Annotated in this window: 20 protein-coding genes; 9 read left to right on the forward strand and 11 right to left on the reverse strand. The window is 72.9% G+C overall.

What is annotated here, in order from left to right; genetic code table 11:
- Window positions 1–433: 433 nt before the first annotated feature.
- Window positions 434–1,666 carry a winged helix-turn-helix domain-containing protein gene (locus NDAS_RS20570; protein ID WP_013155163.1) on the forward strand — a complete coding sequence of 411 codons (1,233 nt, stop codon included), beginning with the start codon at window positions 434–436 and terminating at the stop codon, window positions 1,664–1,666.
- 82 nt (window positions 1,667–1,748) lie between these two features.
- Here NDAS_RS20570 and NDAS_RS20575 read toward each other — a convergent pair whose 3' ends face one another.
- Both NDAS_RS20575 and NDAS_RS20580 read right to left on the reverse strand, forming a co-directional pair.
- Window positions 1,749–2,891, reverse strand: coding sequence for an acetyl-CoA C-acetyltransferase (locus NDAS_RS20575; RefSeq protein ID WP_013155164.1), 1,143 nt, complete (start codon window positions 2,889–2,891; stop codon window positions 1,749–1,751).
- A gap of 203 nt (window positions 2,892–3,094) precedes the next feature.
- Window positions 3,095–5,125: an MDR family MFS transporter gene (locus tag NDAS_RS20580; protein ID WP_013155165.1), complete on the reverse strand. Its 2,031-nt coding sequence runs from the start codon at window positions 5,123–5,125 to the stop codon at window positions 3,095–3,097.
- 224 nt (window positions 5,126–5,349) lie between these two features.
- On the opposite strand from NDAS_RS20580, the gene NDAS_RS20585 reads away from it, so the two are divergent.
- Both NDAS_RS20585 and NDAS_RS28980 read left to right on the forward strand, forming a co-directional pair.
- Window positions 5,350–6,492 carry an acyl-CoA dehydrogenase family protein gene (locus NDAS_RS20585; RefSeq protein ID WP_013155166.1) on the forward strand — a complete coding sequence of 381 codons (1,143 nt, stop codon included), beginning with the start codon at window positions 5,350–5,352 and terminating at the stop codon, window positions 6,490–6,492.
- Between the two features lie 36 nt (window positions 6,493–6,528).
- Window positions 6,529–6,696 carry a hypothetical protein gene (locus NDAS_RS28980; protein ID WP_013155167.1) on the forward strand — a complete coding sequence of 56 codons (168 nt, stop codon included), beginning with the start codon at window positions 6,529–6,531 and terminating at the stop codon, window positions 6,694–6,696.
- Window positions 6,697–6,844: 148 nt separating this feature from the next.
- Here NDAS_RS28980 and NDAS_RS20595 read toward each other — a convergent pair whose 3' ends face one another.
- The 5 genes from NDAS_RS20595 to NDAS_RS28985 form a co-directional block, all read right to left on the reverse strand.
- Entirely contained in the window at window positions 6,845–9,142 is a 2,298-nt protein-coding gene (locus tag NDAS_RS20595; RefSeq protein WP_013155168.1) for a SpoIIE family protein phosphatase, read from the reverse strand.
- A gap of 152 nt (window positions 9,143–9,294) precedes the next feature.
- Entirely contained in the window at window positions 9,295–9,996 is a 702-nt protein-coding gene (locus NDAS_RS20600) for a metal-dependent transcriptional regulator (protein ID WP_013155169.1), read from the reverse strand.
- Window positions 9,997–10,380: 384 nt separating this feature from the next.
- Complete coding sequence (gene pdxH, locus NDAS_RS20605; protein WP_013155170.1) at window positions 10,381–11,034, reverse strand: pyridoxamine 5'-phosphate oxidase; 654 nt, start codon at window positions 11,032–11,034, stop codon at window positions 10,381–10,383.
- A 51-nt stretch (window positions 11,035–11,085) separates the two neighbouring features.
- Complete coding sequence (locus NDAS_RS20610) at window positions 11,086–13,164, reverse strand: ABC transporter substrate-binding protein (RefSeq protein ID WP_126625005.1); 2,079 nt, start codon at window positions 13,162–13,164, stop codon at window positions 11,086–11,088.
- An 11-nt stretch (window positions 13,165–13,175) separates the two neighbouring features.
- A complete protein-coding gene (locus tag NDAS_RS28985) occupies window positions 13,176–14,396 on the reverse strand; it encodes a hypothetical protein (RefSeq protein ID WP_013155172.1) in 1,221 nt (406 codons plus the stop codon).
- Between the two features lie 227 nt (window positions 14,397–14,623).
- Here NDAS_RS28985 and serC point away from each other — a divergent pair, with 227 nt between their 5' ends.
- Entirely contained in the window at window positions 14,624–15,754 is a 1,131-nt protein-coding gene (gene serC, locus NDAS_RS20620; RefSeq protein WP_013155173.1) for a phosphoserine transaminase, read from the forward strand.
- Between the two features lie 92 nt (window positions 15,755–15,846).
- Entirely contained in the window at window positions 15,847–16,848 is a 1,002-nt protein-coding gene (locus tag NDAS_RS20625; protein WP_013155174.1) for a glycerophosphodiester phosphodiesterase family protein, read from the forward strand.
- 4 nt (window positions 16,849–16,852) lie between these two features.
- Here NDAS_RS20625 and NDAS_RS20630 read toward each other — a convergent pair whose 3' ends face one another.
- Window positions 16,853–17,914, reverse strand: coding sequence for a hypothetical protein (locus NDAS_RS20630; protein ID WP_013155175.1), 1,062 nt, complete (start codon window positions 17,912–17,914; stop codon window positions 16,853–16,855).
- Window positions 17,915–18,006: 92 nt separating this feature from the next.
- Between NDAS_RS20630 and NDAS_RS20635 the strand changes: the two genes are divergently transcribed.
- Window positions 18,007–18,732 (forward strand): 3-keto-5-aminohexanoate cleavage protein, encoded by a 726-nt coding sequence (locus NDAS_RS20635; RefSeq protein WP_013155176.1) that lies wholly within the window; start codon window positions 18,007–18,009, stop codon window positions 18,730–18,732.
- Between the two features lie 194 nt (window positions 18,733–18,926).
- Here the strand turns inward: NDAS_RS20635 and thpR are convergent, their stop codons facing one another.
- The 3 genes from thpR to NDAS_RS20650 all read right to left on the reverse strand — a co-directional run bounded on the left by thpR (window position 18,927) and on the right by NDAS_RS20650 (window position 22,765).
- Entirely contained in the window at window positions 18,927–19,517 is a 591-nt protein-coding gene (thpR, locus tag NDAS_RS20640) for an RNA 2',3'-cyclic phosphodiesterase (RefSeq protein WP_013155178.1), read from the reverse strand.
- Between the two features lie 193 nt (window positions 19,518–19,710).
- Window positions 19,711–21,141, reverse strand: a complete 1,431-nt coding sequence (locus tag NDAS_RS20645) for an MFS transporter (RefSeq protein ID WP_013155179.1) — start codon at window positions 21,139–21,141, stop codon at window positions 19,711–19,713.
- 169 nt (window positions 21,142–21,310) lie between these two features.
- Window positions 21,311–22,765: an NCS2 family permease gene (locus NDAS_RS20650; RefSeq protein WP_013155180.1), complete on the reverse strand. Its 1,455-nt coding sequence runs from the start codon at window positions 22,763–22,765 to the stop codon at window positions 21,311–21,313.
- Between the two features lie 262 nt (window positions 22,766–23,027).
- Here NDAS_RS20650 and NDAS_RS20655 point away from each other — a divergent pair, with 262 nt between their 5' ends.
- From NDAS_RS20655 to NDAS_RS20665, 3 genes are all read left to right on the forward strand, one after another.
- Window positions 23,028–23,282, forward strand: a complete 255-nt coding sequence (locus NDAS_RS20655) for a DUF2530 domain-containing protein (protein ID WP_013155181.1) — start codon at window positions 23,028–23,030, stop codon at window positions 23,280–23,282.
- A 54-nt stretch (window positions 23,283–23,336) separates the two neighbouring features.
- A complete protein-coding gene (locus tag NDAS_RS20660; protein ID WP_013155182.1) occupies window positions 23,337–24,833 on the forward strand; it encodes a DUF7059 domain-containing protein in 1,497 nt (498 codons plus the stop codon).
- Between the two features lie 222 nt (window positions 24,834–25,055).
- Complete coding sequence (locus NDAS_RS20665; protein WP_013155183.1) at window positions 25,056–25,928, forward strand: MOSC domain-containing protein; 873 nt, start codon at window positions 25,056–25,058, stop codon at window positions 25,926–25,928.
- Window positions 25,929–25,975 lie beyond the last annotated feature (47 nt).

The following is a 25,975-nucleotide window of genomic DNA, read 5'->3' on the forward strand; positions in this document are numbered from 1 at the left end:
GCGCGGTGGAGGGCGCGGACCCCGCGCGGACACGGACGGACCCGCGGCGAGCTTGTCCAGCCCCTTGCCCGCCGAGGTGGACCCCGCGCGGACGCAAGCGGGCACGCGACGGGGAAGGAGAAAACAGCCCTGTGGACAACGGGAGCACGGGGCTCCGGTCGGGGAGAATGCGAGGAGGCGACCGTTCGTGCCCCGCTCCTCGGGGGCGCGGGGCACGGGAACGGTCGTGGCCCCGGTGCGGCCGTCCTCCGCACCGGGGCGTGCGCGACTCCCGGCACGTGCCCGGTGGTTGTCGTCGCGCTCTGTTGGACGGCTTCCCACCCCCGGAGGTTCGCATTGGGTCAAAGGTTTTTCGGCACTCCCCGCCGGTCCGACGCACGGGCCCCGCGGCCCGGAGGAACGGACTGTCGGCGGTCGGCGTTACGGTGGCGCAATGGCAGAACCGCACCCCCGCCGCGACGCGGAACTCTCCCTCTCCCAGGCGCGCAGGATCGCGCTCGCCGCCCAGGGGTTCAGCGACCCCCGGCCCGCCGGGAAGCCGACCCTCGCCCACCTGGCGCGGGTGGTGCGCAGGGTGGGCATCCTCCAGATCGACAGCGTGAACGTGCTGGCCCGCAGCCAGTACCTGCCGGTCTTCGCGCGCATGGGCGCCTACGACACCGCCCTGCTGGACCGGGCGACCACCTCCGCGACCGGGTCGGGGGCCGCGCGGCTGGTGGAGTGCTGGGCGCACGAGGCCAGCCTGGTGCCGCCCTCCACCCGCCAGCTCATGCGCCACCGGATGGAGCGCAACCGCGCCCAGGAGCGCGTGGGGTGGATGGACCGCATCCGGGAGGAGAAGCCCGAGCTGGTCAAGGCGGTGCTGGAGGAGGTGGTGCGGATCGGCCCGGCCAGCGCCCGGCAGGTGGAGGCGGCGCTGGCGCACGACGTGCCGCGCGCCAAGGACCACTGGGGGTGGAACTGGTCCGAGGTCAAGAGGTGCCTGGAGTACCTGTTCTGGGTGGGCGACCTGACCTCCAACGGGCGCAACACGCAGTTCGAGCGGCTCTACGACCTGCCCGAGCGGGTGCTGCCGCCGGAGGTGTACGCGGCGCCGGAGACCACCCCGGAGGAGGCGCACCGGGAGCTGGTGTCGATCGCGGCCCGCGCCCACGGGGTGGCCACCGAGGCGTGCCTGCGCGACTACTTCCGCCTCAAGTCCACCGAGTCCCGGGCGGCCGTCTCCGACCTGGTGGAGGCGGGTGAGCTGGTGCCGGTGCGGGTGCGGGGCTGGGACCGCACGGCCTATCTGCACCGGGACGCCCGGGTGCCGCGCAGCGTGCGGGCGCGGGCGCTGCTGAGCCCGTTCGACTCGCTGGTGTGGACGCGCGACCGGGCGGAGGAGCTGTTCGGGTTCCGGTACCGGCTGGAGATCTACGTGCCCGCCGCCAAACGGGTGCACGGCTACTACGTGCTGCCGTTCCTGCTGGGCGAGGACCTGGTGGCGCGGGTGGACCTCAAGGCGGACCGCGCCTCGGGGACCCTGCTGGCGCAGCGGATCACGCTGGAGGACGGCGCGCCCGCCGAGACGCTGCCCGAACTGGTCGAGCAGCTGACCGAGATGGCGGCCTGGCTGGGCCTGTCCAACGGCGTCGGCGGCCCGGCGCTGGCCTCCGGCGGACGCTAGGCGCCGCCGTCGCCCCCGGGCCACGCGAGGGGCCCGTGTGCTCGCACATCCGCGAGCACACGGGCAGCGCGGTCCGGAGGAGCTAGACCCGCTCGATGATGGTGACGTTGGCCTGGCCGCCGCCCTCGCACATGGTCTGGAGGCCGTAGCGGCCGCCGGTGCGGTGCAGCTCTGCGACCAGCTTGGCCATGAGCACGGTGCCGGTGGCGCCCAGCGGGTGGCCGAGGGCGATGGCGCCGCCGTTGGGGTTGACCTTGGCCGGGTCGGCGCCCAGCTCCTCGATCCAGGACATCGGCACCGGGGCGAAGGCCTCGTTGATCTCGGTGACGTCGATGTCGTCGATGCCCAGGCCCGCCTTCTCCAGGGCGATCCGGGTCGCCGGGATGGGCGCGGTGAGCATGTACACGGGGTCGTCGCCCACCAGCGAGAGCTGCACGATCCGGGCCAACGGGGTCAGGCCGTGCCGCTCGACCGCCCGCTCGGAGGCGATCAGGACCGCGCCCGCGCCGACGGAGATCTGGCTGGCCACGGCGGCGGTGAGCGCCCAGCCCTCGCGCAGCGGCTTCAGGCCCGCCATCTTCTCCAGGGTGGTGTCGGGGCGCACGCCCTCGTCGCGCTCCACCCCGGCCAGGGGGGCGATCTGCTCGTCGAAGTAACCCGCCTCCAGCGCCCGGGCCGCGCGCCGGTGGCTCTCCAGGGCGAACTCCTCCAGCTGCTCGCGCTTGAAGCCCCACTTCTCGCACATGAGCTGGGCGCCGCGGAACTGGGAGATCTCCTGGTGGCCGTAGCGCTCGGCCCAGCCGTCGCCGTACAGCCCGAGCCCGTTGTCGAGGGCGTACTGGACGTTGGCCCCCATGGGGACCATGCCCATGTTCTCCACGCCCGAGGCCACGACGAGGTCCTGGGTGCCGGACATGACGCCCTGGGCGGCGAAGTGGACGGCCTGCTGGGAGGAGCCGCACTGGCGGTCGATGGTGACGCCGGGGACGGACTCCGGGAGGCCCGCGGAGAGCCAGGAGGTGCGGGCGAGGTCGAGCGCCTGCGGCCCGACCTGGCTGACGCAGCCCATGATGACGTCCTCGACCGCGGCGGGGTCCACCCCGGTCCGGGAGACGAGTTCCCTGAGCACGTGCGCCCCCAGGTCCGCCGGGTGCACGGCGGCCAGGGCGCCCTTCTTCGTCCCGACGGGGGTGCGTACTGCGCCGACGATGTATGCCTCGGCCACGGGGTCCTCCAAGGGCCTGGGTGACGGTTACGAACCGAACTGTATTCGGTTTCTCGGATCCGGCAAGCCCCCGCCCCCGCGAACACGGCGTCGCGCGGGTTGTCCACAGGGAGAGGCTTCCCGTGGCGGCGGACCGTGCTCGGTGCCAGTCTGGAGAAAAAAGCTGAGAAGGGGGGCTTGGGTCCCCCTCCCCTGGGGTGCCCTCACGCCCGGTGCGCTCCCCGCTCCAGGTGCCCGGCGTCCCCCTCGTCCCCCAGGACGTCGGTGGTGATCCGCTCCAGGGCGGCCACCACCTCGGGGTGCTCCTCGGGCCCGTAGTCGGCCAGCAGCGAGCGCAGCGCGGTGCGCTGGGCCTCGAACATCCTGCGGGCGGCGGACACGCCGCGCCGGCTGAGCTCCCAGGGCTCGCCCCCACCCGCCAGGTAGCCCGCCTCGACCAGCTCCCGGTGGACCGGCGCCCAGTAGTCGGCGGGCAGCCCGGACATCTCCACCAGCTCCCCGGGCGACAGCGGCCCCGTCACGCCCAGGTGGCTGAGCACCCAGCACGCGCGCGGCGAGACCTCCAGGCCCGCCGCCTCGCGCAGGCGCTCGTACATCTGGTCGGCACCCTCCCGGCCGCAGGCCCGGAACACCTCCTTCTCCACGTGCGCGACGGCGCTGCGGCTCGCTGCGGCCACGGGCGGGATGGACTCGTCCAGGTCCGGGGAGTCGATGGTGGTGCGCAGCGGGATCTGCCGCAGGAACAGCGCCAGCACGAACCCGGCCAGGGCGACCGGGACCGCGCACAGGAAGACGGTGTCCACGGCGTCCGCGTAGGCCTGGAGGAAGGACGCCTGCGCCTGCGGGGCCAGCTGGTCCAGGCTGCGCGGGTCGCTCTCCAGCGCCGCGGGGTCCACCCCGGGCGGCAGCTGGATCTGCGCGGCCCGCTCGGCCAGGTTGGCCGCCAGCTGCCCGGAGAAGACGGCGCCGAACACCGCCGTGCCGAACGACCCCCCGATGGAGCGGAAGAACGTCGCCGCCGAGGTGGCCACTCCCAGGTTCGCGTAGCTGGCGGCGTTCTGCACCACCACGACCACCACCTGCATCACCAGGCCCAGGCCGAGACCGAGGACGAAGAAGTAGAACCCCATCTGCGTCATCGAGCTCTCCGGGCCCAGCCGCGAGAGCAGGAACAGTCCGAGGGAGGTCACCGCCATCCCCAGCACCGGGTAGACCTTGTAGTGGCCGGTGCGGGTGACCAGGCGCCCGCTGGTGATCGAGGTCAGGAACAGGCCCAGCACCATCGGCAGCAGGTGCAGTCCCGAGGCCGTGGGCGACAGGCCGTGCACGACCTGGAGGAACAGCGGCAGGAAGGCCATCGACCCCATCATCGCGAAGCCCACGCAGAAGCCGATCGCCATGGCCACCACGATGGTCGGGTCGCGGAACAGGCTGAGCGGCATGACCGGGTCCTGCGCCCGCCGCGCGGACAGCCACCAGCCCACGCCGAGCACCACGGCTACGGCGCCGAGCCCGAGGACCTGCGGCGACGTCCACGGGTAGAGGCTGCCGCCCCAGGAGGCGACCAGCGTCAGGCAGATCGCGGTGGCGGCCAGCAGCACGATCCCGGAGTAGTCGATGCTCTGGCGGCCGGTCGGCTGGCGGCGCGGCAGCACCACGAGCACCGTGACGAAGGCCAGCACCCCCAGCGGCAGGTTGACGTAGAACACCCACCGCCAGGACAGGTGGTCCACGAACAGTCCGCCGAGCAGCGGACCGGCCACGCTGGAGATCCCGAACACCGCGCCGAACAGCCCCTGGTACTTGCCGCGCTCGCGGGGCGAGACGACGTCGCCGATGATGGCGGAGGCCAGCACCATGAGTCCTCCGCCGCCCACGCCCTGGAGCGCGCGGAAGAGGATGAGCTGGAGCATGCTCTGGGCGGTCCCGCACAGGGCCGAGCCCGCCACGAAGACGGCGATGCACACCAGGAAGAACTGCTTGCGGCCGAACTGGTCGCCGAGTTTGCCCCACAGCGGCGTGACGGCCGTGACCGCGAGCAGGTAGGCGGTGATCACCCACGACAGGTGGTTGAGCCCGCCGAGGTCGGACACGATCGTGGGCAGCGCGGTGGACACGATCGTCTGGTCCAGGGCCGCCAGCAGCACGGTGAGCATCAGCGCGCTCATGATCACCGCGATCCTGCCGCTCCGGTGCTCCCTGCGCGCCCGATGCCTGGCCTCGTACTGGACCATGGCCCTCCCCTCCCCCGGCCGGGCCGCACGCGGTCCCGTCCCTCGGCTACCGGCTCCGCTGCCGCCACCCTAGGAAGCCGTCGCGCCCGCGCCCCGCCGGAACCGCCGGACGGGCTCCCACGGGCACGGGAACTTTGCCGGGGCTTGGACTGTCCCCTTCAAAACCGAATCTTGTTCGGTTACTGTGGCGTCACGCAGGAATCCCCGACACCCCGGAGCAGAGCATGAAGCGGGAACTCTTCGACGCCGACCACGACCTCTTCCGCGCATCGGTGGCCGAGTTCCTCAAGCGCGAGGTCACGCCCCGCCATCCGGAGTGGGAGAGGGACGGGATCGTGCCCCGCGAGGTGTGGACCAGGGCGGGCGAGGTCGGCCTGCTCGGCCACGGCGTGCCCGAGGAGTACGGCGGCACCGGGCTGCGGGACTTCCGCTACAACACCATCGTCAACGAGGAGATCTGCCGGGCCCGCGCCAGCGGCCTGGGCGTCACCCTCCAGAACGACGTCATGGCCCCGTACATGGTCGACCTGACCGACGAGGAGCAGAAGCGGCGCTGGCTGCCGGGGTTCGCCAGCGGCGAACTGATCACCGCCATCGCCATGACCGAACCCGGGGCGGGCAGCGACCTCCAGGGCATCGCCACCTCGGCGGTGCGCGACGGCGACGAGTACGTCGTCAACGGGTCCAAGACCTTCATCACCAACGGCGTCAACGCCGACCTGGTGATCGTGGTCGCCCGGACCGACCCCGACGCGGGCGCGCAGGGCTTCTCGCTGATCGCGGTGGAACGCGGCGCCGCCGGGTTCACCCGGGGCCGCAACCTCGACAAGATCGGCATGAAGGCGCAGGACACCGCCGAGCTGTTCTTCGACGACGTGCGCGTCCCGGCCGCCAACCTCATCGGCCGGGAGGGCGGCGGGTTCGTCCACCTGATGGAGAACCTGCCCCAGGAGCGGTTGTCCATCGCCACCTGCGCGGTGGCCTCCGCCGACGCCGTGCTCCAGCACACCATCGCCTACTGCCGGGAGCGGACCGCCTTCGGCCGTCCGATTGGGCGCTTCCAGAACACCCGTTTTGTTCTGGCCGAGTTGGCCACCGAGGTGGACATCGCCCGCACCTACGTGGACCGCGGCATCGGCCTGCTCAACCGCGGTGAGCTGACCGTGGAGGACGCCGCCATGGCCAAGTGGTGGACCACGGAACTGTGCAACAAGGTCGTGGACCGGTGCCTCCAGCTTCACGGCGGGTACGGGTACATGATGGAATACCCCGTGGCACGGGCCTGGCAGGACACCCGCGTCCAGACGATCTACGGTGGCACCACCGAGATCATGAAGGAGATCGTCGGGCGCGGCCTGGGTCTGTGACCGCACAACCCCCTCCCCAGAAGGGTCGGAGCTGGAATGAGCGGTGCTTGGGACGGCCTCATCGTCATGGGCCTGCTGGTCGTGCTGCTCGTGATCGGGGTGCGCAAGCTCCGGCCCCGGGTCCACATCCCGTGGACCACCAGCGGAATCGTGGTCTTCTTCGTCTTCCTGTGCCTGCTGCTGTGGGCCTGGTCCTGGCGCTAGACAGGACCCTCCCTGACGGGCGGGCCGGTGCCGCGGCCCGCTCCCCCTCCGCGACAGGCGTCAGCGGACCGCCGGCGGCCGCCGAAGGGACGGGCCCGGCGCGTCGCGGCGGTTCCACGACGGCGCCGGGCCCGCAGGCGGCGGGAGGCTAGTCCCGCCCGGCCTTCTCCCCGTCGTCGGCCCTGTGCTGCTCCCCGGTCTCCTCGGAGTGCATGGGCATCTCGAACCAGACCGCCTTGCCGTCCGGGGTCGGCCGCGCCCCCCACCGGCTGGCCAGCTGCTCGACCAGGTACAGGCCGCGGCCGCCCTCGTCGTCGGCGGCGGCGCTGCGGATGCGGGGCAGGCGCAGGTCGTTGTCGAAGACCTCCACCCACACCGTGTTCGCGCCCCGCCGCAGCCGCAGCAGGAACTCCTTCTCCCCGGCCTCCTCGGCGGGTTCGTCGGCCTCCTCGGCCACCGCCTCCAGCAGGTCGGTCCAGTCCTCGTCGAACTCGTCGGCCACCGCGTCGAGCGGGGTCTCGGAGTCCAGCACCCCTCCGCCGGTGAACTCGCGGTGAACCGGGTGCGGGGTGGCGTGGATGACGACGTTGGTGACGATCTCCGAGACCAGCAGGCAGGCCAGCTCGGCCTGGTCGCGGTCCACCCCCCACTCGCTGAAGGTGTGGGCCGCCATGTGGCGGGCCTCGCCCACGGTGGAGGCCTCCGAGGGGAACCAGCCCTCGCGCAGCGCCAGCTCCTCGGAGTGGGTGCGCACGACCAGCAGAGCGGTGTCGTCGTCGTGTTCGCCCGGGACGCTGTGCACGGCCGCCTCGGCGATCTGGTCCACGTCCTTGTCGGCGACCTCGGCCACCCGCTCCGCCAGCAGCTCGAAGGCGCTCTCGGGGTCCGCCCTGCCCCCGGCCGGGCGCCGGTCCACGAGCCCGTCGGTGTACAGGACCAGGGTGGCGCCGATGGGCAGGCGCAGGTTGGCCTGGTGGTAGACCACGTCCTCGCCCGATCCGCCCTTGGCCCGCACGCCCAGCATGCGGTCGGTGACCTCCAGGTCGATCTTCTCCACCGACTCGGAGGTGACCAGCAGCGGGGGCGCGTGCCCGGCGTTGGCGTAGGACAGCTCGCGCGACCAGGCGTCGTAGACCATGTACAGGCAGCTGACGCTGGGGATCCAGGTGCCGCCCTCCTCGTCCTCCTGGCCCAGCTGGCGGACCCACTCGTCGAGTTCGCGCAGGATGTCGGCGGGCTCGCGGTCGGCCTGGGCGAAGGCGCGCAGCGCGGCGCGCAGCTGGCCCATGACGGCGGCGGCGTGCGGGCCGCGGCCCTCGACGTCGCCGATGACCAGGCCCACGCGTCCGGCGGAGAGCGGGATGGCGTCGTAGAAGTCCCCGCCGATCTGGGTCTGGACCCCGTACCCGTCGGAGCGCAGCGGTCCCGCGGGCAGGTAGCGGTGGGCCGCGGTCAGCCCGTCCAGCCGGGGCAGGCTGCTGGGCAGCAGGCTGCGCTGGAAGGCCAGCGCGGTGCTGCGCTCCTGCTCGAACAGGCGGGCGTTGTCGATGGCCAGGGCCACGCGGGAGGCGATGGCGCCGACGAGGTCGCGGTCGAAGCCCCCGTAGGTGCTCTTCTGCCGCGGGGAGAGCCCGGACAGCGCCAGGGTGAGCACGCCCAGCACCTCGCCGCGGGCCCGCAGCGGGGCGGCGATGGCGGAGGTGACGCCGACCTGGCGCGAGACCTGGTCGGAGCGCGTGCTGGGCGAGTTCTCGAACAGGTACTCGCTGCTGACCACCGTCTCCAGGCGGCGCAGGGCCTGGGTGACGAAGTGGCGTTCGGGGTAGCGGACCTCGTCGCCGACCTCGAACCAGGTGCGCGGCGGGGGCGTCCACCCCTCGGCGTGCACCGACACCTGTCTGACCAGGCGGTCGCGGTCGTAGAGGTCGATGAAGCAGTGGTCGGCGAACTGCGGCACGAGGATGCCCGCGACCCCCCTGACCGTGGAGTCGAACTCCAGGGAGCTGGTCAGGCGGCTGCCGATGCGCTCCAGCAGGCCGTACTGCTCCTCCACCCGTCCGCTGCGCAGGGCCTCCCTGGCGATCAGGGTGATGCCGTCGATCTCGCCGGCCTCGTTGTGCATGGGCACGGCCTGGGCGCGCACGTGGATCCAGGTCGAGTCGCCCCGGAGCACCGCGAAGGTGCCCTCCCACGGCTCGCCGCGCAGGACGCGCCGGGCCAGCTGGGAGGCGTGCTCCCGGTCGGACTCGTGGATACCGATGTCGAGCAGGGAGAGGCCGACGTAGTCGCGACCGCCCACGAACCCGAACAGCTCGCGCGCGAAGGGGTTCCAGTAGCGCAGGAGGCTGGCCCGGTCGATGACGACGATGGCGATCTGCGCCTGGTCCGCCACGGCGGCCGCGGCGAGCGCGTCACCCTTGGGGAAGGGCTCACCCCACCGTGTCATCTAGCCGCCACCTCGCCGTCATGAGCTGCATACATGCCCGCTCCGGGTACCCCGAACGACCGCACCTTGGAGCGAGCGTAGCAACACCGTCAACGTTCCCGCAGCGCAATGTGACAATCCTGATGAGCAACCAATCAACGCGTCCGTACGGTTCACGGCTTGGCGACGAAGATGTGCCCGGCGACGAGCGCCGAGAGCTCGGTTTCCCCGGTCTCACCGTCGGTCACGCGGACCCCGTCGTCAGAGGCTCGCAAGACCACTTCCTGTCCCGGTTGTACCCCGGATCGGCGCAAGGTGAGCATGATGTCGGCGTCCGACTGGATCTGCTCGCTGATACGCCGCACGGTGACCGTGGTCTCGCTGTTCCCGGCGACGTCGATCATCGGGACGATCGAGTCGTCGGTGAAGGGCTCGGGGGAGTAGTCCTCCAGGCCCAGCTCGTCCAGGCCCGGGATCGGGTTGCCGTGCGGGCACACCGAGGGGGCGTTGAGCAGCGTGACCAGACGCTCCTCCACGGCCTCGGAGATGACGTGCTCCCAGCGGCAGGCCTCGATGTGCACGTCCTCCCAGGGGAGTCCGATGACGTCCACGAGCAGGCGCTCGGCGAGCCGGTGCTTGCGCATGACGTGGGTGGCCAGGCGGCGCCCCTCGGCGGTCATGACCAGGTGCCTGTCGTTCTCCACCCGCAGCAGGCCGTCGCGCTCCATGCGGGCCACGGTCTGGCTCACCGTGGGGCCGCTCTGGTGCAGGCGTTCGGCGATACGGGCCCGAAGCGGGACGATGCCCTCCTCTTCGAGCTCGAAGACCGTACGGAGGTACATCTCCGTGGTGTCGATCAGCCCGTGTGCGGTCAAGTCTCCCCTCCCAAGGCTCTGTGCCCGGCGCGCGGTCACGACGGGCACGGCGGGTCTCTCACAACACAGGCCGGGGCGACGTGATTCCCAGGGGCCGAGTGGGGACCGGGGCGTCCGCAGGACCGCGGGAGCGACCACCGATACACGCAAGCATATCGTGGCGCGGGGCGCCCGGATTTCTGCCCGGTCTCACGATGCGGATACGTTCTCCCCCTGCGGCAAGGGCACTTGGTCACGCAGACGGGGGCCTTCCAGCCCACCGCGTGCGCCGGAGGGGCGTCGGGCCGTCGCCCACCTGCGGGAACCGCCCCCGAACTCCCGTACGAAGCGGCCAAGATCACTCTCGGGAGCGGCGCGCGACGAGCGCGTCACCGGACGGCCCGGTCAGGGCGCCAGGCGCTCCACGCTCCAGGAGCCGTCGGGTTCGCGCAGGTAGCGGAACCGGTCGTGCATGCGGTCGGCACCGCCCTGCCAGAACTCCACCTCGCTCGGCACGAGCCGGAAGCCGCCCCAGTAGGCGGGCCGGGGGATCTCCTCCTCGGCGGCCCAGACCGTGTCGAACTCCCGGTAGAGCCGGTCGAGTTCGGCCCGGTCCGCCACCGGCCGCGACTGGCGCTCGCTGGCCCAGGCGCCCAGCTGGGAGCCGCGCGGACGCGAGGCGAAGTAGCGGTCGTTCTCCTCGTCGCTGAGCCGCTCCACCCGTCCGGCCAGCAGGACCTGGCGCCGGATGGCGTGCCAGGGGAAGACCGCGCTGGCGCGCGGGTCGGCCTCCAGGGCCCGTCCCTTGCGCGAGGTGTAGTTGGTGAAGAAGCGCAGTCCCGTGCTGTCGTAGCCCTTCATCAGCACGGTGCGGGCGCGGGGCATGCCCGAGGGCTCCACGGACGCCAGGACCATGGCGTTGGGTTCGGCCAGTCCGGAGTCGTAGGCCTCGTCGAACCACAGGTGGAACTGCGTCATGGGGTGGTCGGCGAGGCCGGAGCGCCTCAGGGGCGCGCCCAGGTACGGTTTGCGCAGTTCGGCGGGGTCTTGGTGGTCCACACGGGGCATCCTCTCGTGTCGGGTGCCGCGCGCGCCACCCGGACCCGCGCGTCAGGCGCACGCCGGTCCGGGGTCGACCGTGCCCGTGCTGACCTGGCCGCAGGCGGCGATCACGTGCTGGCGTTCGCCGTCCGAGCCCAGCGGGCCGACCACGACGAGCTGGACCATGCGGTCGCGGTACCAGTTGCCCTCGGAGGGCTCCCCGAAGCCGAGGTAGCCGGAGACGGCGGACAGGTTGTGCGTGCCCTGGATGTTCTCCACGAGCGCCTGCTGCTCCTGCTCGTACCCGGCGTCGGTGCCCAGGAACGGCGAGGGCCGCTCGGTGGGCGCGGCCGAGGCCTCCCGGGGCCCGTCGCTCTGGGGGAGGGGGTGGGAGATGCCCCGCAGCGCGCGTGAGACCACCTTGAGCGCGTCGTGGGCGACGGCGGCGTGGGTGATCGAGGGCATGCCGCCGTCGGCCGCCACGGCCTCGGCGTCGGTCCCCCGCTCCTCCTCGGTCTCCTCGTCCTCCTCCTGGCCGTTGTAGAGCTCCCCGATGAGGGCGTCGGCCTCGGCGTAGAAGGCGCGCTCGCTGCCGCGCGTGTACTGGCTCCAGGCGCCGCTGGCGGCGAGCGGGGTGTAGAAGACGGGGTACCCGGAGGCGTGGCCGAGCGTCTCGGCGTGGTCGGTGACGAACTTGGCGATGTCGTCCCCGCCGAGGATGTCGACCCCGGCCTCCACGCACATCCCCTCCTCCTGGATCTGGTTGTGGAAGTCCATGAAGTCGGTGGAGCGGCCCGCGAAGTAGATGACGTCGGGCGGGTCCTCGGCGCACACCCGCGACAGCTGGTCGGCCTGGGTGGGGCCGCCGTCCTGGTAGGGCAGCACGCCGGGGAAGGGGTCGGCGCCGCCGTCGGCGAGGGTGACGGGGTGGGCCTGCCCGCCGTCCGTCCAGGGCTGGCCGCCCAGGGCGCGGAAGGCGTTCATGAACCGCACCGCCAGGTGGGGGCCGTAGCTCTCCCCCTCCTGGTTGTCGGCGATGGCCACGGCGGTGCGGGCGGGGCCCAGCGACTCGGGCTCCTGCCCCTCGACCAGCCCCTCGCCCGTCCACGGCACGCCGCGGTAGGCCCACAGGGCGGCCTGGTCGGCCAGGCGGGTGTTGGAGGGCGCCACGGGGAAGAAGTACTGGCTGTACTTGCCCGAGGTCTCCATGGCCACGTCGTCGAAGGTGGCGGTGGTGCCGACCATGGGGATCCGGGCCCCGCTGAGGACGCGGACGGCCTCGGTGTTGGGCTGGACGCTGTGGCCGAAGCCGACGGCGGCCACCGGCCGGTCCATGCCCAGGCCCTCGTCCTGGGCGCGTTCGACGATCGTCTCGGCGGTCTCGCGCGCGTACCGCCAGCCCTCGCCGGTGTTGGCGATCAGGATCTTGATCCGGGGCAGGGAGGCGTCGCCCGAGGCGTTGTGCTCGGCCTGCTGGTGGGCCAGGCCCAGCAGCTCGCCCTGGACCCCGGCCAGGGACAGGTCGCTGCCGCCGGTGGTGCTGAGTTCGGCGACGTAGGCGATGGTGACGTGGTTCTCGTCGTCCTCGTCGATCCGCTCGTTCTGCTCGTGGATGCGCTCGGTGACCTCGCGCAGGCGCTCGTGGAAGACGAAGTCGCCGAAGGTCACCCCGACGCAGTCCTTGCCGTGCCGTTCGATGCCCCGGGGCGTCCAGACCCCGCCCGACGCGCACGGGTTGAAGCGCTCGGCCACGACCGGGCCGACCACCCACAGGGCCAGGACGGCGACGGCGGTGGCCGCGGCGGTCGCCGTGGCCGCGACCCCGGTGATCGCACCGGCGGTGAGCACCCGGGCGCGCTCGGGCGGGTCGGGGTTGCCCGCCCAGGCGGAGGAGTCGGCCGGGATCCGCAGGGTGAGCAGCCGGGAGCGGCCCAGCACCCCGGCGGCGTGGCGCTCGCGCAGCCACCGCGACACCGCCTCCTCGGGGCGGCTGCCGTTCTCGGCCTCGGGCAGCGTGGGGTAGCGGGAGACGTCCACCCGGTCGTCCACCAGCGGCCGGGTGCCGCGGTCGCGCACCTGCACGACGAGCAGGGGGTCGGTCCCGCGCAACCACCGCGCCCGCGGCGTCCACGTCCTCAACCTGCTCAACCGCCGACGCCTCACCGGACGCCTCGTCCGCGACCCCGGGGCCGACGGAGAACGCGGTGAGCCCGGCGGGGCCGGTGGCGGCCGACCCGGTCGAGGCGGTCCTGGTCCACGAGGAGCACGGGGCGCTGGCGGCGCCCGCGGCGCGGGGAGAACGGGCGGCGCCCCGGGGAGCCGCCGTGGGTGTGCGCGAGGTCGTCGAGGAAGGCGTTGACGGCGAGCCGGTGGACGCCGGGCGGACGCTCTCCGCGCGGGCGTTCGGCGGCGTCGTCGTCCTTCCCGCGCTCGGGCCGCTCCTGCGGGGGCACGACCGCGACGACCGCGTGCCGTCGGCGGCGCGGGGCCAGGGTCGCCCACCAGCCGTCGTGCGCGGGCGTGGTGTCGGGGCGCTCGGGAGGGCGGCCGCCACCGGCCCCGCCGGGCTCACCGCGTTCTCCGTCGGCCCCGGGGTCGCGGACGAGGCGTCCGGTGAGGCGGGCGACGAACACGGCGGTCCGCTGGAAGGCGCGGTCGTAGAGGCCGCGCAGGCCCGAGCGCAGGCGGTGGGGGTAGCGGCGCACGGCCCCGGTGCCGTCCGCCGCCCGGTCGGCGCCGCGGTCCGCGCCCCGGCCGTGTTCGAGCTTGGCCCGGCTCAGCTCGGCGACGACGTAGATCTGCGCCTTGGCGTTGGCGTCGAGGTCGGCCTCGTCCTGGACGACCTCCTCCCCCGAGACCGCGGAGCGGATGGCGCCGAGCCTGCACACGCGCAGCCACAGCAGGGAGCGCAGCCGCGCGAAGCGGGGCCAGGGCGGGGGCCTGCGCCCGCGCTCCTTGGCGGGCCGTACGGCGTCGGCCTCGGCCAGCAGGCCCGACATCAGGTCGTAGAGCTCCTCGGTGGTGGCGTGGGCCTCGTGCGCCCGGGACCGCGCCCCGGGCGCGGGGGCGTCGGAGGGGCGCGGGGGCAGCCGCCAGACCGGCTGGTCGCCGCAGCGCTCGGTGAGCACCCGCAGCAGGGCCTCGCGGTCGGCGCCCTCCTCCAGTTCCAGGTCGAGCACGGGCGGGGGCTCGGCCACGTCGCCGCGCTGGGCGCCGCCGCGGTTGCCGACGGGGAGCCTGCGAGCGGCCCGCCGCTCCATCCTGCCCATGAGGCGGGTGTCGGCCCTTGTGGGGCGTACGCGCAGGGCGTCGAAGACCCGCAGGAAGGCGTTGCCCTCACGCCCGCGGGCGGTCTCGGGGTCGGTGCTGCTGTCGGCCACGTGTGGACGCCCCTCCGTATCGCGCGTCGTGTTCTGGCGTTCCCCCCGAAACCCCTCCCATAAGACCGCACTCCTAGCGGAAAATGCACCTGTATGAATGGAAATGCGACTGGCCTATACCGGCCAGAACCTTTGGGAACGTGACATAGCGCCCGCTTCCCCGCTTCATTTCAGGAGCCCCAACAGCGGCCCTGACCGGCTCCGCCGCCTCCACCGCCACTACGCTGGTGGTCGTGACCGACGAGATTCAGATCCCCGCGAACCTGCTGCCCTCCGACGGCCGTTTCGGCAGCGGCCCGTCCAAAGTCCGCCCCGCCCAGATCGAGGCCCTGGCCGCCTCCGGCTCCCGCTACATGGGCACCTCCCACCGGCAGAAGCCGGTCAAGTCCCTGGTCTCCCGGGTCCGCTCCGGGGTGAGCGAGCTGTTCTCCCTCCCCGACGGCTACGAGGTGGTCCTCGGCAACGGCGGCACCACCGCCTTCTGGGACATCGCCGCGCACGGCCTGCTGCGCGAGAAGTCCCAGCACCTCGCCTTCGGCGAGTTCTCCAGCAAGTTCGCGAAGGTCGCCAAGGGCGCGCCCTGGCTCCAGGAGCCCACCGTCATCAGCACCGACCCGGGCAGCCACAGCGAGCCCGCGGCCGAGGCCGGCGTGGACGTGTACGCGCTGACCCACAACGAGACGTCCACCGGTGTGGCCGCGCCCATCAGGCGCGTGGCGGGCGCCGACGAGGACGCGCTCGTCCTCGTGGACGCCACCAGCGGCGCGGGCGGCCTGCCGGTCGACATCGCCGAGACCGACGTCTACTACTTCGCGCCGCAGAAGAGCTTCGCCGCCGACGGCGGGCTGTGGCTGGCCGTCATGTCGCCCCGGGCCCTGGCCCGCGTGGAGGAGATCGCGGCGAGCGGCCGCTACGTGCCGGAGTTCTTCTCGCTGCCCACGGCGATCGACAACTCCCGCAAGGACCAGACCTACAACACCCCGGCCGTGGCCACGCTGCTGCTGCTCGCCGAGCAGCTGGAGTGGATGAACGGCCAGGGCGGCCTGGAGTGGACCGTGGCGCGCACCGCCGAGTCCTCCTCGGTCCTCTACGACTGGGCGGAGAAGTCGCCGGTCGCGACGCCGTTCGTCACCGACCCGTCCAAGCGCTCTCAGGTGGTCGGCACCATCGACTTCAGCGACGACGTGGACGCCGCCGCGGTGGCCCGGGTCCTGCGCGCCAACGGCGTGGTCGACACCGAGCCCTACCGCAAGCTGGGCCGCAACCAGCTGCGCGTGGCCATGTTCCCGGCGATCGACCCGGACGACGTGCGCGCGCTCACCGAGTGCGTGGACCACGTGCTCACCGAGCTGTCCTGACCCGTTCGCCCCGCGTTGCACAATGGAGGCCGACCCGCGTCGGGTCGGCCTCCCCCTTTTCCCGGCATCTCGCTTCTCAGGACGGTTCGGCTGTGCGCAGGAACAAGAAGGAACCCCCCATCAAGATCATCTCGCACCGCGGTGCGTCGGGGCACCGCCCCGAGCACACGCTGGCCTCCTACGAGCTGGGGGCCCGGCACGGCGGCGACTTCATCGAGATGGACCTGGTCTCGACCAGGGACGGGAGGCTGGTCTGCCGCCACGAGCAGGAGATCGGCGGGACCACGGACGTGGCCGAGCGCCCCGAGTTCGCCGACCGGCGCACCACGCGCACCGTCGACGGGCGCGAGGTGACCGGGTTCTTCGCCCAGGACTTCACGCTGGAGGAGATCCGGACGCTGCGCGCGGTGGAGCGCCTCCGGGACGTGCGCGCGGACAACGCCGTGATGGACGGGACCTACGGGATCCCGACCCTGGAGGAGGTCATCGAGCTGGCGCTGGCGCTGACCAAGGAGCTGGGCCGCCCGATCGGGATCTACCCCGAGACCAAGCACCCCGCCTACCACGAGGCGCAGGGCCTGGAGCTGGAGCCGGTGCTGATCCAGGCCCTGCGCGAGGCGGGGCTGACGGGCCCCGAGCCGCTGGTGCCGGTGTTCCTCCAGTCCTTCGAGGCCGACAGCCTGCGCAAGCTGGCCGTGACGGAGCTGCCGCTGGTCTACCTCATGGGCTCCGAGGAGCGCTGGCTGCACCACACCACGCCGGACGGCCTGGCCGAGGTGGCGACGTTCGCGCACGCGATCGGCCCGGCCAAGAGCCTGGTCGTGCCCGTGGAGGACGGGGTGCTCGGGGAGCCGACCGACCTGGTGGAGAACGCGCACGCGGCCGGGCTCCTGGTGCACCCGTACACGTTCCGCAGCGAGAACCACTTCCTTCCCGCCGAGCTGCGCTCGGAAGGCGGACCGGGCGACTACGGCTCCTTCGCCGCCGAGTACGAGGCCTTCTTCGAGGCCGGGGTGGACGGCGTGTTCACCGACTTCTCCCGGCACGCCTTCCTGGCGCGCGAGCACTTCCTGGACCCGCAGCCCGAGGGGTAGGGAGTCAGCCCCGTCGGGCCAGCAGGACGATCGCGACGATGACCAGGGCGGCGACCGCGCCGCCGCCCACGATGAAGGGCAGCGCCCCCCGCGTCTCGGGCTCGACGGTCCCGCCCTCCCCCGCGGGCGCCTCCCGCGCGGCGACCTCCCGCACCGGGGGCTCCTCGGCGAGGTAGCGGTCCTCCAGCGGGATCCGCCAGACCGGCGCCCCGGGTCCCTCGGTCCCGGCCATGAGGGCGGTGCCGTCGGGGGTGAAGGCGATGGCCTCGCCCTGGTCGGACTCGGGCAGGTCGAAGGCGCCCAGGGAGGAGCCCGGCACGCCCCCGGTGGCGTCGTAGACCGTGGCCCCCCAGTAGGTGCGGACCACGTAGCGGCTGCCGTCAGGGCTGAAGGCGGCGTCGGTGGCGAACAGGGGCGCCGAGTCGATCCGCTCCAGGATGTGCTCGGCCCCCGGTTCGAGCTCCTCGGGCGCGGCGTACAGGCCGCCGGAGAACTCCTTGGTCACCACGTACATCCGGCCGTCGCGGGGGTCGACCATCAGCGACTCGGCGTCGCGTCCCCCGTCCTCGTAGGTGAAGGTGAACACCTGCGGGTCGACCGCCGTGTCGGCGAGCGCCCCGGGTTCGGGGAAGCGGTGGACGCTGACGTCGGGCCAGCCGCCGTCGAAGTTGTCGCCGATGTCGGCCACCAGGACCGACGGCGTCCCGTCGGGGGCCTCGGCGACCGTGATCGCCTCCCAGTCACGGCGGTCCAGGTTCAGCGTGACCGTGGCGAGGGTGTGCCCCTCCTCGTCGACCGCGTACACCTCGTTCAGGTGCTCGCCGCTGTCGTTGTGGGTCCACCACACGCCTTCGTGCAGCAGGGAGGGGGCGATTCCACTGGACTCGGAGATCCTCGGGTCCTGGAACTCGAAGGCGATCTCGGAGCCCTCGGGCCCCTCGCCTCCGCGGGGGTAGTCGACACCACCGGTGCCGGGGTCGCTCGGGTCCTCGGGGAAGGCCAGGGCCGGGGCGGCCGGGAGGGTCGCGAAGAGGGCTGCGGCGGCAAGAACGAGCGGAGTTCTCATGACCGACATCCTGCCAGGGAACGCCACGGATGGCTTGTACCCGTGCGGTAACGGGCACATTGGGCTTACGGAGCGCCGTTAGGAGGGCACCCATGAGGATCGTCGCCTGTCTCAACGGGGACCGCCGCCCCGGAGCGCACCCCGCCCTGCCCGTGTCCGTGGACCAGCTGGTGGCGGACGCGCACGCGGTGGTGGCGGCGGGCGCGACCGAGCTGCACCTGCATCCGCGCGACCCCACCGGGGCCGAGTCGCTGGCGCCCCAGGTGGTGGGCCCGCTCATGGAGCGGCTGCGCGCCGACGGACCGCGGGTGCCGGTGTCGCTGACCACGTCGCTGTCGGCGGAGTCGGATCCGTGGCGGCGCTACGACCTGGTGCAGCGCTGGGCCTCGTCGGCGCTGCCGGACTCGGTCACCGTGAACCTGCACGAGGCGGGCTCGGTGGACCTGGCGCACCTGCTGGAGGACCGCCGGATCGGGGTGGAGGCCGGGGTGTGGACGGTGGAGGCCGCGCGCATCCTCGTCGCCACGAAGCTCAGGGCGGCGGCGGTGCTGGTGGAGCCCACGCAGGTCGCGGTGGAGGACGCCCGGCGCAACGCCGAGGCGATCTGCTCCCTGCTGGACCGGGCGGGGGCGAACCAGCCGCGGCTGCTGCACGGGGCCGACGCGACGGCCTGGCCGGTCCTGGAGACGGCGGTGGCCTCGGGCTACGACATCCGGATGGGGCTGGAGGACACCATGCGGCTGCCCGACGGCGGGGAGGCGCACGACAACGCGGACCTGATCACGCGCGCGGTGAGCCTGGCCTCCGCCTCCGCGTGACCCGGGGACGGCGGGGAGAGCGGCCGGTGACCGTCGGGGCGGGGGCGGGCCGCCGTCGTCGGCCTGGCGCACGCCGGTCGGGGGCCGCCGCGCGGCGGCTCAGCCGACGAGGGCGCCCAGGAGCACGATGAGCATGATGCCCCCCAGAACCACGGGCAGCAGCCAGCGCTGCTTGCGGTTGTTGGTGAGCATGCTCATGACGTGCTCCGCTCAGGAGGTCGGGTGGGATCCGCCTCCCAGCCTAACCGCCAGGTCCGGACGGTTCGGTAGCGGTCCTCCCGCTCCGGCCTGCTCTCCACGAGATGCGCCTCGCGGACCGGCCACCCGTGGCCTGGCAGCGGGCCGAGGGCGTCGGCGGTTCCGGTGAGGTCGCGCGCGGGACGGCTGCGGGCCACCGTGATGTGCGGCACGTAGGGGCGGTTCTCGACGGGTACGCCGACTTCGGCGGCGGCGGCGCGCAGTCCGTCGGCGAGGGCGTGGAGGGACGCGGTGTCGCCGCCGAGTCCGGCCCAGAGCACGGAGGCGCGGCGGAGGTCGCCCGGAAAGGCTCCCCAGCCCTCGGCGGTGATGCGGAAGGGCCGGTGCCCGCGGGCCTCCCGGCCGAGGGCGTCGCCGAGCGCGGGCAGGAGGGCCTCGTCCACCTCGCCGAGGAAGACCAGGGTGAGGTGCCACTCGCCGGGATCGGCCCAGCGCAGGCCGGGGGTGTGGCCGCGGCCCCGGTCGACGGCCCGGCGCAGCGCGTGCGCCGTGTCGGGGGGCGGGTCCAGTGCCGCGAACAGTCTCATGCCCCCATTCTCCCCGGGAGCTGCGCTCTGCCCGGCGGTTGCGGTTTGTCGGGGCGCCGGGTCCGTTCCCCGGGAAGTCCGCCGGAGCCCCGCCGGGCCCGCGGGCGGCCGGTTCGGCGGCGACACGGGCTCCGAAGGGCCGGAACGGCCGCCCCGGTCGTGCCCCGAGGACGGCGGGGCACGACCGGGAGTCTCAGGTACGGGTGACCGTGTCCGGTCGGGTCCCGTCCCCGTCCGGGACGAGGCGGACCCGGGTGGAGCCGTCCGGGAGGCGCTCGGCGTCCACCCGCTCGCGCTCCGCCTCCGGGGCCTCCTCGCGCTCGCTCCCGGTCTCCGCGGTCTCCTCCTCGGCGGTCGCCTCCTCGGCGGTCTCCGCGTCCGAGGAGGGGCGCCGCCCCGGGAGCACGTCGCGCGGGCGCACGCCCTTGGCGCGGAAGAGCAGGGCGGAGATGACCGCGACGACCACGAGGGTCACCGCACCGCCGATGACCAGGCTCGTCTCCGGGCCGAAGGTGTCGGCGAGCAGGCCCACCACGGGCGCGCCGATGGGCGCCACGCCCATGAACACCAGCAGGAACATGCTCATGACGCGTCCGCGCATCCGCGGGTCCACGCTGAGCTGGAAGGTGGCGTTGAGCGTGGTCACGTACGTCATGAAGGCCACGCCCATGGGCACCAGCACCAGGACGAACGGCACGTAGCCGGGCATGAGCCCGGCGACGACCTGGAGCGCGCCGAAGGCCAGCGACCCGATCAGCACCAGCCGCAGCCGGGGCCGGTCGCGGCGGGCGGCCAGCAGGGCGCCGGCGAGGGCGCCGACGGCCAGGAAGGCGGCGGCCACGCCGAACGCGTCGGCTCCGGCCTCGAACACGTTGTTGACCATCAGCGCGATCTGGTTCTGGCTGTTGGCGCCGAAGAACTGCGTGGCGGCGGCCAGCACCAGCAGCAGGACCAGGTCGCGCCTGCCGCCGATGTAGCGCAGCCCCTCCCGGATCTGCCCCTTGCCCCGGGCCACCCGCTCGGCGGGGTTGAGCTCGGAGGTGCGGATCATCATCAGGGCGAGGATGGTGAACCCGAACGACGCGCCGTTGATGAGGAAGACCGGTCCGCTGCCGATGACCGCGATGAGCAGACCGGCGACGGCCGGACCGGTCACCCGGCCGAGCTGGAAGCTGGCGCTGTTGAGCGCGATGGCGTTGGACAGGTGCTCGCGCTCGACCATCTCCGGGACGAAGGCCTGCCGCCCGGGGTTGTCGAGCACGGTGATCAGGCCGAGCCCGAAGGCGAACAGGTACACGTGCCAGACCTGCGCGGCCCCCGCGGTGGCCAGGATTCCGAGGCCGACCGCGAGCACGCCCATGGCGGCCTGGGTGCACACCAGCAGCCTGCGCTTGTCCAGCCGGTCGACCAGCGCCCCGCCCCACAGCCCGAAGAGGAGCAGCGGCAGGAACTGGAGGGCGGTGGTCATGCCGAGCGCGATACCGCTGCCCCCGCTGAGCTGGAGGACCAGCCAGTCCTGCGCGATGCGCTGCATCCACGTGCCGGGGTTGGACAGCAGCTGGCCCAGGGCGTACAGCCGGTAGTTGCGGTTGGCCAGGGACCGGAACATGGCGATACGCCGCATCAGTCCCTCCCCTCGGACGTGAGGGGAGGGACTGATGCGGCCATCGGCGGTCGGCTTCGATCCCGGCCGGGTGGACAAAGCGGGCAAATAAGTAAACGGCGTTGACTCATCACCGGAGTCAACGCCGTCCACCGCCGCCGGAATTCCCGGACGGCGCGAAAGCCGTGCCTCAGCCGATCAGGGCGTTGATCGGCGCCTCGGCGAAGTGGATCAGGAAGACCAGCGAGATCAGCCACAGCAGCGGGTGGACCTGGCGTCCCTTGCCCGTGACCAGGCTGACGAAGGCGTAGGTCAGCAGGCCGAACCCGATGCCGTTGGCGATCGAGTAGGTGAAGGGCATCATGATGATCGCCATGAAGGACCCCAGGCCCAGCGCCGGATCCCTGAAGTCGATGTTGACGACCTGGACCATCATCATGAACCCCACGATCACCAGCACCGGCGTGGCGGCCTCGAAGGGCACCAGGTTCACCAGCGGAGTGAACAGGGTGGCCAGCATCATCAGGACGCCGGTGACGATCGGCGCGATACCGGTGCGGGCGCCCTCGCCGACGCCCGCGGCGGACTCGGCGTAGATGGTGGCGACCGAGGCCGAGCCCAGGCCGCCCAGGATCGTGCCGACGGAGTCGGCGGCCAGCACCTCGCGGGAGCCCCGGATGTTGCCGTCCTCGTCGGCCAGGTCGCCCTGGTGGGCGACGCCGACCATGGTGCCCATGGTGTCGAAGAAGTCGGCGAGCAGCAGCGTGAAGATCAGCATGACCACGGTGGCGACGCCGATGTCGGCCCAGCGGGAGAACACGTCGAGACCGCCGTCGGCGAACATGCCGACGAGCGAGAAGTCGGGGACCGCCACCACTCCCCCGCCGGTGGACAGGGTCGGGACCGTCAGGCTCCAGCCGAGGCGGTTGTCGCCGCCGCCGAACAGCGACTCCACGAGGAGGGCGACGGCCGTGGAGACGATGATGCCGATGAGCATCGAGCCCGGCACCTTGCGCACGTACAGCGCGACGGTGATCAGCAGGCCGATGACGAAGATCAGGATCGGCCAGCCCTGGAGGCCACCGTTGCCGAGCTGGACGGGGGTGCCCTCACCGGCCTGCACGAAACCGGCGTTGACCAGGCCGACCAGGGCCAGGAAGAGGCCCACTCCGACGGCGATGGCGACCTTGAGGCCGGGCGGGATGGCGGCGAAGACCGCGGTGCGGAACCCGGTGAGCACCAGGATCAGCAGCAGCACGCCCTCGATGATGATCAGCAGGAAGACGTCGGACCAGGGCATGACCGGCGCGATGCCGTAGGCGACGACGGCGTTGAGTCCCATGCCCGCCGCGATCGCGAAGGGGTAGCGGCTGACCACGCCCATGAGCACGCAGGAGATCGCGGCGACCAGGGCGGTGACGGCGGCCACCTGGGGGATGCCCAGGGTCTCTCCGTTGACGTCCTCGGCCGTACCGATGATGAGCGGGTTGAGGACGACGATGTAGGCCATGGCGAAGAAGGTCGCCAGACCGCCCCGCACCTCGGTGCCGAAGGTGGATCCGCGCTCGGAGACGCGGAAGTAGCGGTCGAGGCGGCCCGACGGCGTCTTGCCGGTACCGCTGGGGGATGGACTCGGAGTTTTCACGTCGTCAGCCTGACCTGGTCGTACTTACTGGACAAGAAGGATTCTGCGTCAGATTAGTTGCATGTTCACACAACACCGACCACACGTTTCCCTGGTTTTTCGTAGGAAAGACCAGAGGGCCGGAGGATCGGCTCCTCGGATGTGACGAATCCTTCCCCACGCGGCGGGGCGGTCCGGCGTGCGCGCCCGCCTCCGCCGGTGCGCGCACCGCCTCCCCCGCACGCACGCGCCCTCCCCCGCGGTGAGCGGATAGCCTGGAACCGTGCGCAAACCTCGCCAGCCCGACCCGGACGTCCACGAGAGCGACTACCGCGTGCCCGCCGCGATCGGCACCCTGGCGTGGACGGTGGCGCTCGTGGTCCTCATCGCGATGGGCGACGGGCTGCCCGCGTCCGAGCGCTGGTGGATCGGCGTCTGCGTGACCGGCATCGTGCTGGGCGTGTTCGGGTTCCTGTACATACCCCACCTGCTGCGCAGGCGCTCCGACGCCGCCGAGCGCCGGGCCGACCACTCCTGACCAGCGCCGGGCACCCCCCGGCGGGGCACCGCGGTTCTGCCCGATAATGGGCGGGTGTCTGAGACGAGATTTCCGCGCGGTCTGGCCGAGCGACTCCGCGGCATCCTCATCGACGCCGACTACACCGTGTCCGGCGTCCGCGACCGCCTCGGCGACGCCGCCGCGCGCGCACTGGCCCGCGAGGAGCTGGTGCCCGCCCTGCGCGCCACCGGCGGCGACGAACGGCTCGGACTGCTGCTGCGCCTGTGGTGGCTGCGGTCGTCCATCCCCGCGCGCGCCGCGCGTTCGATCCTGCCCGTGGACGAGCTGGCCGAGGCCGGTCTGGTCACCGTGGAGGAGGGGCAGAGCGGGCCCGTCGTGCGCGCCCTGGTGCACCTGGGCCCCTGGGAGCTGGAGGACGGCAGGCCCGGGTTCGTGGTCTCCGACCCCAAGGTGCGCCCCGGCAGCGGCGCGGTCCCCGCTCCCGACCACGTGGTGGGTGCGGGCGGCGCCTCCTCCACCCTGTCCCAGCTGATCGTGGACGGACCGGTGGAGCGCGCCCTGGACGTGGGCACCGGCTGCGGGGTGCAGGCCCTGCACCTGGCCTCGCGGGCGCGCGAGGTGGTGGCCACCGACCTCAACCCGCGCGCCGTGCGCCTGGCCGGGATCAGCCTGGCCCTGTCCGGGGTCACCGACGCCCGCCTGGAGCAGGGTTCGCTGTACGAACCGGTCGCGGGCGAGCGCTTCGACCTGATCGTGTCCAACCCGCCGTTCGTGATCACCCCCGACTCCTCCCGGTACACCTACCGGGAGTCGGACCTGCCCGGCGACACCGTGTGCGCCGAGCTGGTGCGACAGGCCCCGGCGCACCTGACCGAGGGCGGCTGGTGCCAGATCCTGGCGAACTGGGTGCACCGCGACGGCGACGACTGGGAGGACCGGGTCGGCGGCTGGGTGACCGGGACCGGGTGCTCGGGCTGGGTGGTCCAGCGCGACGTGCAGGACCCCGCCGAGTACGTGGAGCTGTGGCTGCGCGACTCCTGCGAGCACGGCACCCCCGAGTACACCCGCCGCTACGACGCCTGGCTCGACTACTTCGAGCGCGAGGGCATCAAGGGCATCGGGTTCGGGTGGATCTGCCTGCGCAACGACGTCGCCCAGGACGCGACCGTGCGCGTGGAGGAGCTGCGGCACGAGATCGAGCGGCCCGTGGGCCCCTACCTGCCCGACGTGGTGGACGGGGCGATGACCGCGCTGCGCCTGACCGACGCGGCGCTGCTGTCCGCGCACGTGGCGCTCGCGCCGGGCGTGGTGGAGGAGAGGGTGGGGCGCCCCGGCGCTCCGGACCCGGAGAAGATCCTGCTGCGCCAGCGCGACGGCCTGCGGCGCGTGGCCCGCGTGGGGACGGTGGAGGCCGCCCTGGCGGGGGTGTGCGACGGCACCATGCCGGTCGGCCCGCTGCTGAACGTCATCGCCGAGCTCATCGGCGAGGACCCCGCGCTGGTGCGCGAGCGCACGCCCGACGCGCTGCGCACCCTCATCGCGGAGGGGTTCTTCCGGGTGGCCCGCTGACCGGGGCCGCCCGGGCGGACGGCCCCGGCGGGCCGGAAGGCGCCGAACTCGGCCCGTACGCCCCCGGTCAGCTCGCCCGAGGAGCGCTCGCCCTCGTCGAGCAGTCCCAGCGGGCGGCGCCGGACGGGGTCTCCGAGGACGTCGAAGGCGCGCATGACCTGGCCTTACAGGCGAAGGCTTGTACAAGCTGGCGTTGACGAACCGATGCGCTAGCGTTCTCCCATGGCGCGAATCGAGGAACTCGTCCACTACCCGGTCAAGGGATGCGCGGGCACGTCCGTGCGGACCGCCGAGATGACGTCCGCCGGTATCAGGCACGATCGCACGTTCATGGTGGTCGACGACGCCGGGGGCTTCCGCAGCCAGCGCAACGACCCCCGCATGGCGCTCATCCGCGCGGGGATCACCGCGGACGGCGCGCGTCTGAGCCTGGGGTGGGCCCCCGGGGCGGGGACCGGCGGGTCGGCGCCCCTGGAGGTCGGGGTGGACCCCGAGGGCCCGCGCCTGGACGTGACCATGCACCGGCAGCCGTTCGTCGGCGTGGACCAGGGCCGTGAGGCCGCGGAGTGGCTGTCGGAGGCGCTCGGCGCGCCCAGCCGCCTGGTGCGGGTGCCCGACGACCACGACCGCCACGTGGGCGGGCTGACCCCGGGCACCAGCGCGTTCGCGGACAGCACCGCGGTGCTGATGGCGTCGCTGGCCTCCCTCGACCTGCTCGGCGAGCGCATCCTCGCCCGGGGCGCCGAACCCGTGCCGATGAACCGCTTCCGGCCCAACATCGTGGTGTCGGGGTGGGCCGAGCCGCACACCGAGGACCGCGTCCGCGCCCTGCGCCTGGGCACCGCGGAGCTGGGCTTCGCCAAGGTGTGCGTCCGCTGCGTGGCCACGACCGTCGACCAGGCCCGGGGCGTCAAGGCGGGGCCCGAGCCGCTGCGCACCCTGGCGGACTACCGCCGGGCCGAGGGCGGGGTGGCCTTCGGCGCCAAGTTCGCCGTCACCCGCACCGGAACGCTGGCCGTGGGCGACGAGGTGGAGGTGCTCGCCTGGGAGCAGGCCCGGGACGGGGACGCGGACCTGGCGGTCGCTTCGGCCTGACCTGCGTCCGCCGCACGCGGCGGGTGCGGCGGACGGGCTCCGCGGCC

Origin of the sequence: Nocardiopsis dassonvillei subsp. dassonvillei DSM 43111 (assembly GCF_000092985.1) — a bacterium.
In the GTDB taxonomy this organism is placed as follows: Bacteria; Actinomycetota; Actinomycetes; order Streptosporangiales; family Streptosporangiaceae; genus Nocardiopsis; species Nocardiopsis dassonvillei.